Origin of the sequence: Chloroflexus islandicus (assembly GCF_001650695.1) — a bacterium.
GTDB classification, from domain to species: domain Bacteria; phylum Chloroflexota; class Chloroflexia; order Chloroflexales; family Chloroflexaceae; genus Chloroflexus; species Chloroflexus islandicus.
Genome location: NZ_LWQS01000071.1, coordinates 141,005 through 157,852, shown reverse-complemented (window position 1 = coordinate 157,852; position 16,848 = coordinate 141,005). Strand labels below are relative to the sequence as shown.

Here is a 16,848-nt window from a genome sequence, read left to right as displayed (position 1 = left end):
AAGTATGCTCTGGGTCAGCCTGATAGCACTGATGGTTCTGATTGCAGCTTCACCGGGGATTATGCTCTACTTTGAACATCGGCAGGCAGGGGCCAGCCAGTTTGAGCAAACCGGAGATACATCCTCGTATCAGCACGATGCTTCTTAAGGTGCTACGTCAAACAACAACTCATCCACGTTCGGCACGGCTGGGCAGGCACACAGGCTTGCACATGATAGAACACCCACCGGCACAAGAGAAACAAACCCCAACCACACGCCAGCGGTTGCATCACCAACGACGCTGGACGATGGTTGGTTTATTTTTGGCGGATCAAGCGCTGATCTTCGCCGGTTTTGTGCTGGCCTACATCTTGCGCTATCAAGTGAGCTGGCCGCCGCCATTTGACCGGATCATCGCTGAAGTAGCGATTGAAAATCAGGTGCCGTTCAGCGCGTTCTTACCCATCGTCTTCATGCTGCAACTGCTGCTGGGGGTACGCTTCATCATGCGCGGTTTCTACCGCTCAAGCCGGCGCATGACGTTGCTCGATGAAGCTGAGGCCATCGCTGGCAGCGTGATCACGATGATCGCGCTGGTCATGGTGGTGGTCTTTCTTTACCGGCCATTCTTTTATTCACGGCTTATCTTTGCGTTTGCGGCCATTACCATTATTGGGTTGCTCTTGAGTTGGCGACTCTTGCTGATCGGAATCCGGCACTGGTTCTGGTCACGCGGTTTAGGCCGCGAACGAGTGTTGGTAGTAGGTGGCACCGGGTTGGGCCAATTGGTGATGCATGCGCTGACCGCATCACCGGGGGTCGGTTATACCCTCGCCGGCTATCTGAGCGAGCAACCGATCATTGCCGCCAATCGCGCGCGCGTGTTTCAACATCTTGGCGATCTCGACGATCTCGAGCAGGTCATCGAGCAACAACAGATCCAGCAAGTCATCATTGCCTTGCCGTTTTGGAACTACGATCGCTTACCCGAACTGGCCGCGCGTTGCCAACAATTAGGGGTTGAGTATCAAATCGCGCCGGATATTTATCAACTAAGCTTTGACCGGGTTGATATTATGCATCTGAGCGGCGTGCCGCTGCTGCAACCAAAAGAGATTCAGTTGCACGGCTTGAATCTGGCGCTCAAGCGCACCTTTGATTTAGCAGCAGTGTTGCTGAGTCTGCCGCTCACGCTGCCGCTGGCCGCGATGATTGCCCTCTTGATCTGGATCGACTCGGGCCGCCCGATCATCTTCCGCCAACAACGAATCGGCAAGCATGGCCGCCCATTCACCTGCTACAAATTCCGCACGATGGTGCCCGACGCCGAACAGCGCCGGCAAGAGCTCTTGGCGCACAATGAAGCCGATGGGCCGCTGTTCAAGATTCGCGATGACCCGCGCGTGACGCGGGTGGGACGTTGGTTACGGCGCACCAGCCTCGACGAGTTGCCGCAATTGTGGAATGTGCTGCGCGGCGAGATGAGTTTGATCGGCCCGCGTCCGGCGTTGCCCGAAGAGGTCGCCCGCTACGAGCCATGGCACCATCGCCGGCTGGAGGTGCAACCGGGGTTGGCATGCCTGCCGCAGGCGTTGGGGCGGAGCGAAATCTCGTTTGATGAGCAGGTTCGGCTCGATATTTATTACGCCGAGAACTGGTCATTGAGCCTTGATCTGCGCATCCTCATGATGGTTATTCCGGCGATTTTGTCTGGCCGCGGCGCGTGGTGATGCAGTTCCCAATGATGGCACAACGAGATTGGTCACGCTGGCTGTGGCTCGCGGGTGCGATCGCGACCGGCGCCAGTTTAGCCGTCATGCCGCCGTTGCTGGCAGTGAGTTGGCTGCTGGGGCTGGTTGCGTTGGGGCTTGCGGCCAGTGATCCGGTCTGGCCAGTGGCGCTGGCCGTCCTCTCGGTGCCCTTTCAGCAATTAGTGTTGCTGCCCGGCGGCATCAGCGTCACCCAGTTCTGCTTTGGGTTGGTGGCATTGAGCCTGTTGTGGCACATCCGCCAGCGTTGGCCAAAACCGGAGATCACAGGCCTGACCTTAGCGATCTTCATTTGGACGCTGGCGCTTGCCGCTGCCCTCACCCCATTGAGCCGCAGCGAGGGCTTGAAAGAGACGTTCCGTTGGGGCACGGTGCTGCTCATCTACCTCGCCGCAGTATGGGCCTTGCAAGACCCCGCCCGTGCGCAATGGCGGCGGGCCGTGCTCGTGGCCTGTTTGCTGGCTGCGCCGGCGATCACTGGCCTGATCGGCATCGGCCAATACCTGACCGGCATCGGCCCGGACAGCTTCGCGATTGGCAGCGGCCGCGTGCGCGCGTATGGCACTATCGGCCAGCCCAACTCGTTTGCCGGCTACCTGAATCAAGCATGGCCATTGGCCGCCGGGATGGGCTTGGCCCTGATCGAAACGCGACGCTGGCGCACATACCACTGGTGGCTGATCCTTGGCGCGCTTGCGCTGGCCGGGGCAAGTTTGCTTGGCGGGTTGCTGGCCAGTTTCTCGCGCGGCGGCTGGATTGGGGCCATGGTCGGGGTATTGGCGTTAGGCATCGCGTTTGCCGGACGGTACGGACGCCGGATCGTGGGGATCATTGTCACAGCGGTGCTGATCGCCGGCCTTGGAGGTCTCTTGCTGCTCAATAGCGGCTTGGTGCCGGCAGCATTCAGCAATCGCGTCAGTTCCATCCTCGAAAACCTGCGCCCCTTTGACGTCCGCAGCGTTGAAATCACGCCGGCCAATTTCGCCGTGGTCGAGCGCATGGCACACCTGCAAGCGGCGTGGAACATGATTCAAGAGCGCCCATTGTTCGGGGTGGGGCCGGGTAATTTCAGCATCGCCTACGAACGGCTAGTCTACAGCGGGCAAACCCCAACGTGGATCAAACCGTGGTATGATTCGCGTGGCCATGCCCACAACTACTACCTCCACATTGCGGCGGAAAGCGGATTGATCGGCGCGCTCGCCTATCTCGTTTGGCTCGGCAGTGGCTGGTATCGTGCTATTGGCGCTGTCCGGCGGGCGCGTGATTGGCTCACGCGCGGCATCGCGCTCGGCGGGATAGGGGTCATTGGGGCGCTAAGCGGTCACAATCTCTTTGAAAATCTGCACGTCTTGAATATGGGAGTGCAGCTTGGCACCGTGATTGCGCTGCTAGCAACTATCGCCGCCGAGCCTGCTTCCCAGCCGATTGATAAAGAGGATGTATGACGTATCTTGTCACCGGCGCAGCCGGATTTATTGGCAGCCATCTGGTCGACCACCTGCTGGCGCGCGGCGAACAGGTGATCGGTCTTGACAATCTGGTTGATTACTACAGCCCGGCGCGCAAGCGACGCAATCTGGCGCAGGCGCTGCAACAACCGGGGTTCACCTTCATCGAGGGCGATATTCGGGATAATGACACGGTAGCCGCGATCTTTGCCCGCTACCGTCCGCGCTATGTCGCCCATCTTGCCGCAATGCCCGGCCCCCGGCCATCGATCGCCAATCCGTTGTTGTACGAAGCGGTGAATGTAGGCGGCACGCTGGTGATGTTGGAACAAGCGTGCCGCGCCGGGGTCGAGAATCTGGTGATCGCTTCAACCTCATCGGTCTACGGCAAGACTGATCGTATCCCCTTCCGTGAAGACGATCCCACCGACCGGCCACTGTCGCCATACGCGGCCACCAAGAAGGCGGCTGAAGTACTGGCATACACCTTCCACAGCCTGTACGGCCTACCGATCAGCGTGGTTCGCTTCTTTACCGTCTATGGCCCGCGCGGCCGGCCCGATATGACGCCGTACCTGTTTGTCGAGCGCATGGTGCGCGGGCAGCCCATCACCCTCTTCAATGGCGGTGAAAATCTGTTTCGCGATTACACCTACATTGATGACATCATTGCCGGTGTCATCAACGCCCTCGACCGCCCGCAACCTTACGAGATTTTCAATCTCGGCCATTCGCAGCCGGTGGAACTACGGCGATTTGTCAGCTTGCTCGAACACATTACCGGCTATCCGGCCCAGATCGAGATCAAACCGTTGCCGGCGACTGAACCGCCGATCACCTACGCTGATACGACCAAAGCCAGTCAGTTCCTCGGCTTTGCGCCAACGATGGCGATTGAAGAAGGTTTGGAACGCTTCTGGGCATGGTATTGCGCAGAGATCGCATATTAACGGATTGATATTTGCATCCACGTCGTAGGATCGAGTAGGATTATGTCAGATAGCGAACCAGCAACCGTAGCGAATCACGGGAAGGCTCACATCCCTATGACCGATCAACCATCATCGGTTGAGCTGCCGGCTACCGAGCGCGGAACAAACGGTGAAGAGCGCAGCAGCTTTTCGCTTGGCCAGCGGCTGCGCCAACCACGCACGCTAATCTCGTTTGGAATTGCGATTGCCATCGTTGCGTTTGCGGTGCGCAGTCTTGACATTGATCTCTCAACGACGTGGCAATATATGCGCTCAGCCGATCCGGTCTTGCTCGGATTGGGATTGGTGGTGTTTTATATGACATTCCCGCTGCGCGCGTTGCGGTGGCGGATGCTGCTGGCTAACGCTGGGGTGCCGATCCAATCGGGCCGGGGCAGTTGGGCTTCGTTGCCGGCGCTGATTGAGTATATCTATTTGTCGTGGTTTGCCAATTGTATTGTGCCGGCCAAGCTCGGTGATGCGTACCGCGGCTATCTGCTCAAGCATAACGGCAATGTCTCATTTTCGGCCACATTTGGCACGATCTTCGCCGAGCGGCTGCTCGATATGATTGGCTTGTTCGGCTTGCTGGTGCTTTCCGGCTACCTCACCTTTGGCGTGCAGATGCCCGAAGGCACGCAAATCGTCTTTTTCTTTGGCGGTCTGCTCGTGGTCGTTATTATGAGCGGGTTGGCCGGCATGCGCTGGCTAGGGCCGCAGATCCGCTGGGTGATTCCGCGCCGGCTCCACCAAGTCTATGGCAATTTCGAGCAATCGGCGCTGAAGTCGTTCACACCGGCCATCTTGCCGCGGCTCTTCGCCTTTACCGGCGCGATCTGGCTGCTGGAAGGCTTCCGGCTCTGGTTTGTGATCCAGTCGCTGAATCACACTGGTCTCAATCTGACACTATCGGCGATTATCTTCGTCGCTCTCGCTTCATCGCTCTTAACGGCATTGCCAATTACCCCAGCCGGCTTGGGGGTGGTGGAAGGCACCATTACCGCTGTGCTGACCCTCTTCGGCATCGCTGCTAGTCTGGGGGGCGCAGTGACCTTGCTCGACCGGCTAATTAATTTCTGGAGCATCGTCGTCTTTGGCTTCATCCTCTATGTGTTCAGCCGGCGGAAGTAGTGATGCGGATCGGGATTGATGTTACAGCGGGGATGTGGCAAGGGGCCGGGATTGGCCGGTATACGCGCGAACTGGTGCGCGCGGCAGTGCAGGCAGGGCCTGACCTCGCCTTCCACCTCTTTTATGCGTCCGGCGGGCTTGATCCGCAGAGTCCCTTTGCTCGCTACGCGCACGAATTAGCGGCTGGTTATCCCAACATCACCTTACGACCCATCCCGATCAGCCCGCGCCTATTGACAATCCTCTGGCAACGACTACAGTTGCCGATCCGGGTCGAGTGGCTGATTGGGCCGATCGATGTGGTGCATGCGCCCGATTTTGTCTTGCCGCCAACCAAAGCCCGCACGCTGCTCACGATCCACGATTTGACCTTTCTGGTTGAACCGGCTTGCGCCGAACCGAATTTGCGCCGTTATTTAAGCGCAGCCGTGCCGCGTTCGTTACAGCGCGCTGATTTAATCGTGGTCGACTCGAAAGCGACGGCGAACGATTTGGGCCGGCTGTACGGCATTCCTAGCCGGCGCGTCCGCCTGCTCTACCCAGCGGTGGACGGACGATTCCGGCCAATGCCAGCGGCTGAGACGGCGCCGGTGCGCGAGCGGCTGCGCCTGCCCAATCGCTTCTTGCTCTTTGTCGGCACGCTCGAACCGCGCAAGAATCTGGTGCGTTTGTTGCAGGCATTCGCGCTCGTAAACGCCGACGACCCCGACCTGCACCTTGTGATTGCCGGACGGCGCGGTTGGCTATACGACGAGATCTTTACCGCAGTTGAGCGCTCGAGCGCGCGTGGGCGCATTCACTTCCTCGATTTTGTTGCCGACGATGATCTGCCGGCATTGTATAATCTAGCCGAAGCCTTCGTGTATCCGTCATTGTACGAAGGGTTTGGTTTTCCGGTCCTCGAAGCGTTGGCCTGCGGCACCCCGGTTGTTACTGCCAAGGTAGCAAGTTTGCCTGAGGTGGCCGGATCAGCCGCGATCATGGTCGATCCGCTAGAGGTCGAAGATATTGCTGCCGGTATCCGCGCTGCGCTCGCTGATCCGGCGCCGCTCCGCGCCGCCGGGCCGCCGCAGGCCGCTACCTTTCGTTGGGAACAGACCGGACAGGCGCTAGTGGCAATCTACCGTGAGCTCGCGGCAACAGCCGCTGCCACTTGAGGATGATGAGCATGATGCAACCAAACGATCTGACCGCAGAAGCGCTTAGCCGTGGCGCCTTACCGGGGCGCGGCTATGCGATAGCCCGGCGCATTTCGCAAATTCTGCACCCCGTCCCGCTGGGTATTGTCAGTATTTTTATCGTCGGTGTGTTTGGCAGCGACAACCGGGTGAGCGGATTGTGGTGGTCGATCGTGTGCGCGTTATTGCACGTGGTGCCGCCGACCATCTTTTTCAATATTCGCTTGCGCCAAGGCGCGTATAGCGATGACGATATTTCGGTGCGTACCCAACGCAACGAACTCTACTTGTTTGGCATGGCGAATGTGCTAGCCGGCACGGCCATCTTGTGGGCAATGAACGCGCCGCTGCCGTTGTTGGCGATGCTGGTATCGGTCGCAGTGATGAACGCGATCTCGTTCGTCATTAATCTGTTTTGGAAGATTAGCATTCACTCGGCCAGCATTGGCTCGTGCGCCACACTGGCCAGCATCTACTTGCCGATGCTGGGAGGGTTGTGTTGGGCGGCAGCCATTGTGTTAGGCTGGGCACGGTTGCGCACCCGCAATCACACCTTGATGCAAGTGATCGCCGGAATGAGTCTGGCGGTGGTCTGTGTGCTTGGCGTGTTCCGGCTATTTGGGCTGGTGTGAGGAACGAGCTATGGCGCGCCGTGAGGGGATCAATCCCGATGCCGTCTATTCCCGTGAAGAGGTGGCCCGCTTGCTCGGCGTCAGCCTGAGCACCGTGAAACGCCTGATTAGCAGCGGGCAACTGGCGGCCAGCCGGCCCGCCGGGTTGCGCCGGGTCTTTATTCGCGGGGCCAGCGTGTTAGAGATGTTGGAAACGACCCGCATCAATGGCGAGCGTGATGAGGAGTGATACGACCGCAGCGAGCGTGCGGAATGCTGCGGTCGTACAGCGGCGGTAGGCTATTCTAGCGCGTGCTGTCCGGCAGCGCCGCGCCGTCATCAGTTGTCTGCACCGGCAACGCCCGCACAATCACTCGCTGCTTAAACTTATCGGGGCCGCTCGGCGGCCAACATGTCACCATGGTCACAACTTCATAGCCGGTAGGCGCAATATAGCGGGCATTGGCAAGGCGCTGCTCAGGCGGCACCCCCTCTTCATCAACAACAATCCGCTCGTTGACAATGTAACGGTACGGCTGGCCGCGGCTGTACACAATCACTTCATCGCCGGGCTTGAGGTAGAACAGATCTTTGAAGACGCGGCCATAACCTCCCACATGGCCGGCCAACACGATATTGTCGCCTTCGCCGGGGTTAGCCGAACCACGGTGCTGGCCGACCGCATACTCAGCCACTTGCCAGACCGAGATCAATTGGCCGTTCTCTTCGATCGTATCCCAGCCGACCTCTATCACCTTAAAATCGACCCGAATCGCCGGAATGACCAGTCGATCGACCGTAGCCACCCACTCGGCGCGCACCGGCTCAGGCGGTTCGGAGATCAACAAACCGCTGCCTACCGCGGATAGCGTACTCGTCGCGGGGGCGGCAGGCGGAGAAACTTCGTCAGCCGGCGCTGCTGGCGCTGCCGCAGGCGGGGGAAGATCACCAGCCGGCGCTGCTGGCGCCGCCGGCGCCAGATCGGGCAGCAACGGCAATGGCCGTGCATCAGCCGGACGGAAACCGCTGGTGGTGATCTGCGGCGCAGGAAGGGGCGAATCACCGCGCGCAGCCCAACGGTAATATTCGATCTGCAAGGTCGTCACCAAGACATAGATCAACAAACCGGCACCAAGCACCATCAGCGCCGTACCAAGCAGCCACGGCCCACGCCGCGCCGGCGCGACGCGCCGGCCCGCGATCAGATGCCAAAATCGTTCACCGAGCATAGGAAAACGGTGGAGCATTGCCAACTATCCTCATCGCTGTTTGCTGTCTTCAGTATACCACGCGACCCGCCGGATCGGATTGCGCCGCATCTTATGCTACGCACGGCGTAGACGAAAGGATGTATGAGCGATCGTGGTGGCTGGGAAAGGCAAAACGGCGAGAGGAACCCGGCGCTTGGGGAATCAAAAAGGCGGGTTAGTAACCCGCCCTTGCCCCACTATCGCTCTACGCTACGGCTGAGAGCCTATGCCCTATTGCGCTTACGCCGATCAGGCAATATTGGCCGGCTCATCATGCTGGAGCAACGTCAGACTGCCGCGCAATGCGATCAAATCAGCGTCAGACAAAGCCGCGATCAGCGGATCGGGCGGCAAAGCTGTGCCATGCAGCAGCAACAACGCCCGCATCGCCAGCGGCCACGAGGCATCACCTACGTCGGCAGGCAGCGATGACGGCTGATCGCCGGTAAATGGAGATTGAGGCAAAGCATGGGGGGTGCGACGAGCGGCAGTCATGGGTTCTCCTCTCTATCAATCATACTGATAGTGTAGCCGGAAGCTGCCCGGTCGTCAAGCCAATTCGCCAATCAATTCATCAATGCGCTCAAGCACGTATGTCGGCTGGTAGGGCGAGCGTTCCAAATCGGCGCGTTGGCTATCGCCGGTCAAGACCAACGCCGTATCCATGCCGGCTGTCACCCCCATGGCAATGTCGGTCATCAAACGATCACCAACAATCAAGCAGCGTTCCGGCGGCAACCCGATCAGATTGCTCACCGTGCGGGCCATAATCGGCGATGGCTTGCCCACGATCACTTCACAGCGCGCTTCGGTGCATGCTTCGATGGCGGCGATGATCGCGGCTGCATCTGGCTCGCCGCCACCGGGAACGGGACAAAACCGGTCGGGATTGGTTGCAACCAAGCGCGCGCCGGCCCGGATGGCATCAAAGGCAATCTGGAGCTTGCGGTACGTGAAGGTGCGATCAAACGAGGCCACGACAAACTTGATTTCACCCGGACGTTCACTGAGCGGGAAGCCAGCCGCTTCCAGCTCACCGATTAAGGGTGCTTCCCCCACCACAAACAATGGCGCTCCCGGCGCGTTCGCTAACAGCCACTCCACCATCACCGCCGAACTATTCACAATCTCGCTTTCATCGGCGGCAATGCCGAGGCGTTGCAAACGTTCAGCGTATTGCCGGCGGGTTTTGGTCGGGTTATTCGAGAGAAAGGTGATCCGGCGCCCTTCACGGCGCAAGGTCGCTAGGAGCTCGGCAGCACCCGGCAAGAGCGTGTCGCCGAGATAGATGGTGCCGTCAAGATCAAAGATGTAGCCATCGTAGCGGGGGATCGATTGCATGGTGTCTCCAACCCTCTCACACATCGCCAATATTGTTTGAGATGGTACCATATCTGGCAGCACCGTTCGATCAAGGCGATACGAGGGGCAACCGGTACGTTGCCCCTCGTAGATGCGAACTAGCGCTTTAGTATGGTAGACGCATAGCAGCGCCCCACAAACGCAGCCTCATAATCCAAACATATCAAGCATATAGCGGAGATTTTCGAGCGAAACCGGCTTGTGCAGAAACAGTGAAGAACCAGCCACTATTGCATCGGTTTCGGTATCCGGATCGGCCGAAACGACCACGATCGGTATCGTGCACCCCTCCTGTCGCAAGGTGAAGGTCAGGTCGAGACCGGTCAGTTTTGGCATATGGTAATCAGTAATTATCAGATCGTACTCTTGCCGGCGCGCCATCTTCAGGCCATCGGCGCCATTTGTTGCCGTTTCAATTTTCACGCTGCGTCGCAACGCCTTCATGGCGTTTTGCAAGAACGAGCGCACATTAGAGTCGTCTTCTACGATGAGAATGCGCATAGGTGTCTCACTCAATCCGTTCAGCAAATATCACTTCATGAAACGAATGCGGCGGGCCAATTTCCACATCTCTCAGCTAACACTCTCGTCATTTTTGGCGCCAAGATTAGGCAAGATGTGCTAGGATCAACCAGAACCGGCTTGTTGAGGAGGTTGCTATGCCACAACGACAGCGCCTCGGCGTCGTCACCGGAGGATCGCTGCTAGAGGGATTGACCATCCGGCTTGATGCCGGCACATCAGTCGAGGATGTGCGGGTCGGCAAGTTTGTGGTGGTGCAGGGCCAACGGTTCACCTTCTTTTCGATGGTGACGGACGTGCGCCTCGGCACAACCACGCCCAAGGTGATGGCCGATCCGCCGCCGGATGACGAGTTCTTCAGCCACGTCCTAACCGGCACAACCACCTACGGCGAACTCCGGCTTGATTTGCGCCTGATGTTGCCGCTCGACGGCAGCGCCGAGCTATTGCCGGTCAAGACGGTGCCGCACCATTTTGCCCCGTTATTTGAAGCAAGCGACGCCGATTTCACCCAAGTATTCGGCCACGAAGAGGGCAGCCGGTTTATGATCGGGACGCCGCTCGATATGTCAGCGCCGGTCTGTATTGATCTGAACCGGCTGGTCGAACGCTCGAACGGGGTGTTTGGCAAGAGCGGCACCGGCAAGAGCTTTCTGACCCGGCTGCTGGTGTGCGGCGTCATTCTGGGTGATGTCGCCTCAAACCTCATTTTTGACATGCACGACGAATACGGCTGGTCGGCGCGCTCGGAAGGAACCAATTTCGTGAAAGGGTTGCGCCAGCTCTTTGGCAGCAAGGTGCTGGTCTATGCGCTGGCTGGCGGCGCGTTTGACCGCTCGCGCATCGACGGCGAGATTGTGATCGGTTACGACCAGATCGAGCCGGAAGATGTGCTCTTGCTCAGCGAAGAGCTGAACCTTAATCCAACCGCTGCCGAAACGGCGGAGCTGTTGGTGGATAAGTACGGCGCCCGATGGTTGGCCGAGCTTTGGGAGATGGATCAAGACGAGCTGAAGAACTTTGCCGACGAAAAAAGCGCCAGTCTCGCTTCGCTCAATGCGCTCAAGCGCAAGACCATGCAGCTCAAGCGGCTGGGATTTGTGCGCGCGCAAGCCGACCTCTCAGCGGTCGATCATTTGATCAACGCGCTGATGGCCGGTCGGCACGTGGTGCTCAGTTTTGGCCGCTACGACGATCCGCTGGCGTATATGCTGGTCGCCAACGTGCTTACCCGCCGGATTCACCAACGCTGGCGCGAGCAGACCGAACGGTATGTACACACCAAAAGCGACGCTGACCGGCCTCGCCCGCTGATGATCACGATCGAAGAGGCGCACAAATTTCTCAACCCGCGCCTTGCCCGCCAGACGATCTTTGGCACGATCGCCCGCGAGATGCGCAAATACAGCGTGACATTGCTGGTCGTTGACCAGCGCCCCTCATCGATCGACAGCGAAGTGCTTAGCCAGCTCGGCACGCGGATCACCGCGCTGCTGAGCGATGAACAGGACATTGACGCGGTGTTTACCGGCGTTGGCGGCAGCGCGCGTCTGCGGGCCGTGCTGGCCAATCTCGACACCCGCCAGCAGGCGCTGGTGCTGGGCCATGCAGTGCCGATGCCAGTGGTAGTGCAAACCCGTCCCTACGACGAGGCCTTCTACCGCTTTATCGAACAACACACGCGCCGCGCCAGCGATATGGTCACCGCCCAACAAGCGGTTGATGAACTGTTTCCCGATTAATTAAGCGTGCGTGCCGCTTATGGCCCGGAGGGGAATTGGCCGCTCGCATTGACCAACTCACCCGGCGAATTGCTCGTGCGCGAGAGGGTGCTAAACTGCACGGTTTCGGTCAACGCATTGCCATAGATGTCGGTGATGCGCAACGTAAAGGGGCCAAGCTCGCCATTGGCGCAATTGCATTGCCGGATGAAGTAGTTATACGTGGTGCGGGCCAATTCCACCCACTGGCCTTGGGGAGTGCGATATTCAAGCTTGGCGATCGGGTTGCGATGATTGCGCACCTGAAACGCCAACCACCACGGATTGCTGCCCGCTTTGAGGTGAATCTGCACCGGCCCGCTCAGCGGCGGACTGATCACGCGCCACGTGATCGGTACGCGGCCCCACGACCGTGGCGCAATGCGATCAAATGCCTCTGGACTCAGATCGAGATGGTTCAACCCGCAACCGGGATTATCCGGGCACAGATCGACGATCCGCACCACCACGCTGCCTTGGGGGCCGAATACTTCGACATAGGCGCCACAATAGTCGGCATTGCCGTAATTGAGATAACTAATCGCCGCCACCATCCGGTCGCCGGGGATCGGGTCAAACAGGCAGGCGCCGCTCCCGTCGGCTTCGAGGTAATAGGTCGCCTCGCCGCTGAAGAGCGGGTTCTGGGCCGCGCGAGTCACGAGCGGCACAAAGACACGATACGGCGATTGGGCCGTCGCCGGCGCCAACGCCAGCCAGAGCATGGCAACCAACAGCATCCACAGATGATAGCGGTGCATCGCCAGACCTCGCAGGGTAGGTATGGCCGCGGATGGCGCACTACGGTGCGCCACCCAGCAGGTTAGCCCTCGTTGACCAACTGTTCCAGCCGGTCAATATACGACGCCATCACGGCAAACGTGCGCTCGACCGGTTCAGGCGAGGCGAGATCAACTCCGGCCCGGCGCAGGGTGTCGAGCGGGAAGCGGGAACCGCCGGCCTTGAGAAACTCGTTGATATAGCGTTCGGCAGCGCCGGCCTCGCCGGCAATGATCGGTGCGGCGAGCGCATGCGCGCCGGCAATGCCGGTCGCGTACTGGTAGACGTAGAAATTGGCGTAGAGATGGGTGGAAAACTGGGCCCACGTATTGCCGACCCGCGCGCGATCAACCACCACTTCGGCCCCGTACCCTTCGGCGAAGAGATCGGCCATCAGCTCGTTGAAGATGGTGGCGGTCAGCGGCTGGCCACGCTCGGCGCGCTGGTGGATGGCCAGCTCGAAGCGGGCTAGGGTCGGCATGATGAAAAAGTAGCGGTGGAAATTTGCCATCGCTTCTTCGATCAGAGCGATCTGGGCATTGCGGTCAGTCAGGGTCTTGAACAGATAATCGCGCACCAGCGCCTGATTGAAATTAGAAGCCACCTCAGCGAGGAACAAGCCGTAGTTCGCGTAAATCACCGGCTGGGTGCGGCGCGTATAGTACGAGTGCATCGAGTGGCCAAGCTCGTGAGCGAGCGTGCTAAGGCCAAAGATGTCGTCGTTGTACGACATCATAATAAACGGATGGGTACCGGGAGCGCCGGTTGAAAACGCGCCGGCCCGCTTGCCGCGATTGGGGTAGACATCAACCCAGCGCTGTTCGCGCAAACCACGGCGCATAATCTGCACGTATTCGCTGCCCAACGGCGCCATGCCTGCGCAAATCCAATCAATTGCCTGCTCATACGGCACCACCAACGGCGTGGCAAGCGGCGCTTTGGTATCGTAAACGTGCAGCTCATCAACCCCTAGCGCAGTGCGACGCACTCGCCAATAGCGATGCCATACCGGCAAATGGCGCTCGAAGGTCGCAATCAGATTATGGAAGACCTCCAGCGGAATAACATTCGGCTTCAACGCACCTTCCAGCGCCGAAGCGTAACGGCGAGCGCGGGCAATAAACACATTCTGCTTGACACCGGCGGCCAGACACTGGGCCATGGTATTTTCGACCGCAATATGGGCATCGGCATAGCCTTCCCAAGCGTTCTTGCGCAGGGTGCGGTCGGGATGGGTAATCAAGGCATTGATCGTGCCTTGGGTAATCTCGTGCGCTTCGCCATTGCTATCATACGCCAGCGGGAAACGCAACTCAGCATTGGCCAACACGCCATGCACCGCACTCGCAGCAGCAAAGGGATCGCGCACTTGACCGAGCAACTCTTCCACCTCGGCAGAGCGAACGTGCGGCGCGCGCGCAATCAGGCGCTCGAAGTAGTGACGATAGGTCGCCAGATGTTCATCTTGATCGGCCCAAGCCAACAACTGATCGCCGCCAATTGCCAGCAACTCCGGTTCGCCAAAAGCCAGCGCCGCGCTTGCCCGCGCCTGCAAGCCGGTTGCCCGATCGCGCATCGCGCTCGCCTCGCGGTCGTTAGTATCAACCGTGTAAAACATGGTGGCAAAGACCGCAATCTGGCCGACATTGCGCATAATCGTCTCGCTCAGACCGAGAAAATCGGCAATCACGCGCGGGCCTTCACCTAGCCGGCCCCGAAACCGGGCAGCAGTGGCAATTAGCGCATCAGTCTCATCAATTGCCGCTTCCCATGCTGCCTGAGAAGGAAAGATACTGTACGGATCCCACTTATACTGATCCGGAATCTCGCTGCGTTCCCGCACTGTCTGCATTGCAATAGTCTCCTTTGGTACAATTGCGGTTCGCGAGGTATTATACTCCGTTTATCCGCACAAACACGCACCAATCGCACCGATACAAAGGCTCAGCCTTCAAAGATTGCTACAATAGAGCCATCACGACACCGATTGGAGAAAGCAATGACACCTGAACGACGCGCCATTCTGCTGGCCCGTTTCGAGCGTACCACTGAAATACCGATGCTGTTATTATCAGTGGGCTTCCTCGTCATCTTTTTCGCCATTGAGAGTAACGCCGTCAACGGCGAACTCATCCCCATTCTCGATGGGCTCCTCTGGTTAGTTTGGGGAGTTTTTGGCATTGAATTAGCCATCAAACTTTATCTAGCGCCAGAGCGAGGCCACTATATCCGTTCGCAATGGATCGAAATTCTGATCATAATCCTGCCATTTTTACGCCCGCTCCGGCTCTTATGGCTCCCCATCATTGTGACCCGCCTCTGGCGCCAATCGCGCCGTGTATTGCGCCAGCGTATGCCGGCTTTCATTGGCGTCACCAGTCTGGCGCTCGTGTTGGTAGGAGCAACGCTGATGGTGGTGGCCGAGCAAGGCTCCGGCGGCCCAATCGCTACGTTCGCTGATGCCGTTTGGTGGGCCTTAACGACCATCACCACCGTCGGTTACGGCGACACCTATCCAGTCACAGCACTGGGTCGTGGCGTGGCCGTCGTTTTGATGATTGCCGGCATCTCGCTCTTTGGACTGCTCACCGCCAACGTTGCCGCATTTTTTGTCGAGGAAGATACAGCCGATCGCAGCCAAGCCGAGTTAGCCCAGATCAACCAACGGATCGAGCGCATCGAGCAATTGCTAGCGACACTCACCCAACGTTTAGAAGAGGGTTCGCCCAAACCGAGGGAATAAGAACAACAAGGCAATGGCGGGGCTGGCGCGACTCGAACGCGCAACCATCGACTTAGAAGGTCGGTGCTCTATCCATTGAGCTACAGCCCCGCGCGTCCATTACTATACTGCAACCTCGCCAATTCTGGCAAGAGGGAGGAAGGAAGGCGTGCAGGCCACCTTCTCTCCTCTCCATCTAATTCGCGGCAATCTGCTCGAAACTGAGCTGATAGGTACGCGCGGCCACATCACCCAACCGCGCCGGCCACTGCCCGGTGAGCGCTTGGGTGATTTTGCCGGCGTGCTCGTGGCAATTCTCGATAAAGAGCGTATAGCGTTGCTGAATGCCGGCGGCCACTGTACCGGCCAGATACAAACCGGGCACATTCGTCTCCATCGTTGCCGGATCGTAGACCGGCACCCGGTTTGGCCCCTGTAAAATCACGCCAGCTTGTTCGAGCAGGCTCTGATCGCCGCGAAAACCGGTCGCCAGCAAAACAAAATCGGTCGGGCAGTAAAACTGCTCGGTGGTAGGCTGGCCATCGGCATCGGTGCGAGCCAGCGTCACCCCACCGGCATCGATCGCGACTGGCATCGTTTGGGGGAGAAAGCGGATCGTACCGGCCTCGACTTGGGCGGCAAAATCGGGCAACAGCCAATGCTTCACGCGATTGGCATCGAGCTGAGCCCGCCGGTACGACAACGTCACCTGCGCACCGGCCCGCCAGCAACGCAACGCCGCTTCGACCGCCGAATTCTTGCCGCCGACGATCAGCAACCGGCGGCGGAAATAGTCGTGGGGATCGCGAAAATAGTGACTGACGTGCGGCAAATCTTCACCGGGGATATTGAGGCGATGGGGGAAGTGCATATCACCAATCGCCAGCACCACCCGGCGCGCGGAATAGCGGCGCGGCCCGCTGAGCGGCTGGGTGATGAGCGTGAAACCTTCCCGCTCGCGGTGTAATGCGCTGACCGGCTCGTAGCTCTGCACCCGCAGATCGAACAGCTCAACCACCGAGCGCAGATACGCCAAATACTCTTCGCCGGTGATCCGCTGCTGATGGTTATTGGGAATGGGCACGCCGGCAATTGCCAGCCGCTCGGTCGTGCTGAAGAAATTGGTATTGCGCGGCCACCACGTCATCGTATACCCAATCTGGCGCGCATCGAACTGGATGTAATCCACCCCGGCCTGCTTGAGACAGACGGCCAATTCGAGCCCAATGGGGCCGGCGCCAACAATCGCCACCTCGTGCGTAGAAGTGAGCGGAATATCGTCGGTCATGAATGAACACCTCCAACGTGCATTGCTAACTCCACCTGTATCATACCCGCAAAAGGCACAATCGTGCGTGCGCG

16 protein-coding genes and 1 tRNA gene are annotated in these 16,848 nt (G+C 59.0%); 9 read left to right on the top strand and 8 right to left on the bottom strand.

Annotated elements, in window-relative coordinates; all coding sequences use genetic code 11:
• Positions 1-212 precede the first annotated feature (212 nt).
• The 7 genes from A6A03_RS14595 to A6A03_RS14565 all read left to right on the top strand — a co-directional run bounded on the left by A6A03_RS14595 (position 213) and on the right by A6A03_RS14565 (position 7,343).
• The gene (locus tag A6A03_RS14595) at positions 213-1,712 is read left to right on the top strand and encodes a sugar transferase (protein ID WP_066789762.1); all 1,500 of its coding nucleotides are present in this window, start codon (positions 213-215) and stop codon (positions 1,710-1,712) included.
• Between the two features lie 11 nt (positions 1,713-1,723).
• The gene (locus tag A6A03_RS14590; protein ID WP_245669002.1) at positions 1,724-3,199 is read left to right on the top strand and encodes an O-antigen ligase family protein; all 1,476 of its coding nucleotides are present in this window, start codon (positions 1,724-1,726) and stop codon (positions 3,197-3,199) included.
• Complete coding sequence (locus A6A03_RS14585; RefSeq protein ID WP_066789758.1) at positions 3,196-4,152, top strand: NAD-dependent epimerase/dehydratase family protein; 957 nt, start codon at positions 3,196-3,198, stop codon at positions 4,150-4,152. Before A6A03_RS14590 ends, A6A03_RS14585 begins: the two co-directional genes overlap by 4 nt.
• A gap of 96 nt (positions 4,153-4,248) precedes the next feature.
• Positions 4,249-5,304 (top strand): lysylphosphatidylglycerol synthase transmembrane domain-containing protein, encoded by a 1,056-nt coding sequence (locus tag A6A03_RS14580; protein WP_066789757.1) that lies wholly within the window; start codon positions 4,249-4,251, stop codon positions 5,302-5,304.
• A 2-nt stretch (positions 5,305-5,306) separates the two neighbouring features.
• Positions 5,307-6,461, top strand: coding sequence for a glycosyltransferase family 4 protein (locus A6A03_RS14575; protein ID WP_066789755.1), 1,155 nt, complete (start codon positions 5,307-5,309; stop codon positions 6,459-6,461).
• A gap of 11 nt (positions 6,462-6,472) precedes the next feature.
• A complete protein-coding gene (locus tag A6A03_RS14570; protein WP_066789753.1) occupies positions 6,473-7,114 on the top strand; it encodes a phosphatase PAP2 family protein in 642 nt (213 codons plus the stop codon).
• A 10-nt stretch (positions 7,115-7,124) separates the two neighbouring features.
• Entirely contained in the window at positions 7,125-7,343 is a 219-nt protein-coding gene (locus A6A03_RS14565; RefSeq protein ID WP_066789751.1) for a helix-turn-helix domain-containing protein, read from the top strand.
• Positions 7,344-7,398: 55 nt separating this feature from the next.
• Here A6A03_RS14565 and A6A03_RS14560 read toward each other — a convergent pair whose 3' ends face one another.
• The 4 genes from A6A03_RS14560 to A6A03_RS14545 form a co-directional block, all read right to left on the bottom strand.
• Positions 7,399-8,340: a sortase gene (locus A6A03_RS14560; RefSeq protein ID WP_066789750.1), complete on the bottom strand. Its 942-nt coding sequence runs from the start codon at positions 8,338-8,340 to the stop codon at positions 7,399-7,401.
• 252 nt (positions 8,341-8,592) lie between these two features.
• On the bottom strand, positions 8,593-8,838 hold the full coding sequence (locus A6A03_RS14555; RefSeq protein ID WP_066789748.1) for a hypothetical protein: 246 nt from the start codon (positions 8,836-8,838) through the stop codon (positions 8,593-8,595).
• A gap of 54 nt (positions 8,839-8,892) precedes the next feature.
• The gene (locus tag A6A03_RS14550) at positions 8,893-9,684 is read right to left on the bottom strand and encodes an HAD-IIA family hydrolase (protein ID WP_066789746.1); all 792 of its coding nucleotides are present in this window, start codon (positions 9,682-9,684) and stop codon (positions 8,893-8,895) included.
• A 168-nt stretch (positions 9,685-9,852) separates the two neighbouring features.
• Positions 9,853-10,206: a response regulator gene (locus A6A03_RS14545; RefSeq protein ID WP_066789744.1), complete on the bottom strand. Its 354-nt coding sequence runs from the start codon at positions 10,204-10,206 to the stop codon at positions 9,853-9,855.
• Positions 10,207-10,364: 158 nt separating this feature from the next.
• Between A6A03_RS14545 and A6A03_RS14540 the strand changes: the two genes are divergently transcribed.
• Positions 10,365-11,969 carry a helicase HerA domain-containing protein gene (locus A6A03_RS14540; protein WP_066789740.1) on the top strand — a complete coding sequence of 535 codons (1,605 nt, stop codon included), beginning with the start codon at positions 10,365-10,367 and terminating at the stop codon, positions 11,967-11,969.
• A 17-nt stretch (positions 11,970-11,986) separates the two neighbouring features.
• Here the strand turns inward: A6A03_RS14540 and A6A03_RS14535 are convergent, their stop codons facing one another.
• Both A6A03_RS14535 and pepF read right to left on the bottom strand, forming a co-directional pair.
• Positions 11,987-12,745 (bottom strand): expansin EXLX1 family cellulose-binding protein, encoded by a 759-nt coding sequence (locus A6A03_RS14535; RefSeq protein WP_082908979.1) that lies wholly within the window; start codon positions 12,743-12,745, stop codon positions 11,987-11,989.
• A gap of 62 nt (positions 12,746-12,807) precedes the next feature.
• On the bottom strand, positions 12,808-14,616 hold the full coding sequence (gene pepF / locus A6A03_RS14530; RefSeq protein WP_066789739.1) for an oligoendopeptidase F: 1,809 nt from the start codon (positions 14,614-14,616) through the stop codon (positions 12,808-12,810).
• Between the two features lie 147 nt (positions 14,617-14,763).
• Here pepF and A6A03_RS14525 point away from each other — a divergent pair, with 147 nt between their 5' ends.
• The gene (locus A6A03_RS14525; RefSeq protein WP_066789738.1) at positions 14,764-15,507 is read left to right on the top strand and encodes a potassium channel family protein; all 744 of its coding nucleotides are present in this window, start codon (positions 14,764-14,766) and stop codon (positions 15,505-15,507) included.
• 14 nt (positions 15,508-15,521) lie between these two features.
• Here the strand turns inward: A6A03_RS14525 and A6A03_RS14520 are convergent.
• A tRNA-Arg gene (locus A6A03_RS14520) sits at positions 15,522-15,597 on the bottom strand.
• An 85-nt stretch (positions 15,598-15,682) separates the two neighbouring features.
• Entirely contained in the window at positions 15,683-16,774 is a 1,092-nt protein-coding gene (locus A6A03_RS14515) for an NAD(P)-binding domain-containing protein (RefSeq protein ID WP_066789736.1), read from the bottom strand.
• Positions 16,775-16,848 lie beyond the last annotated feature (74 nt).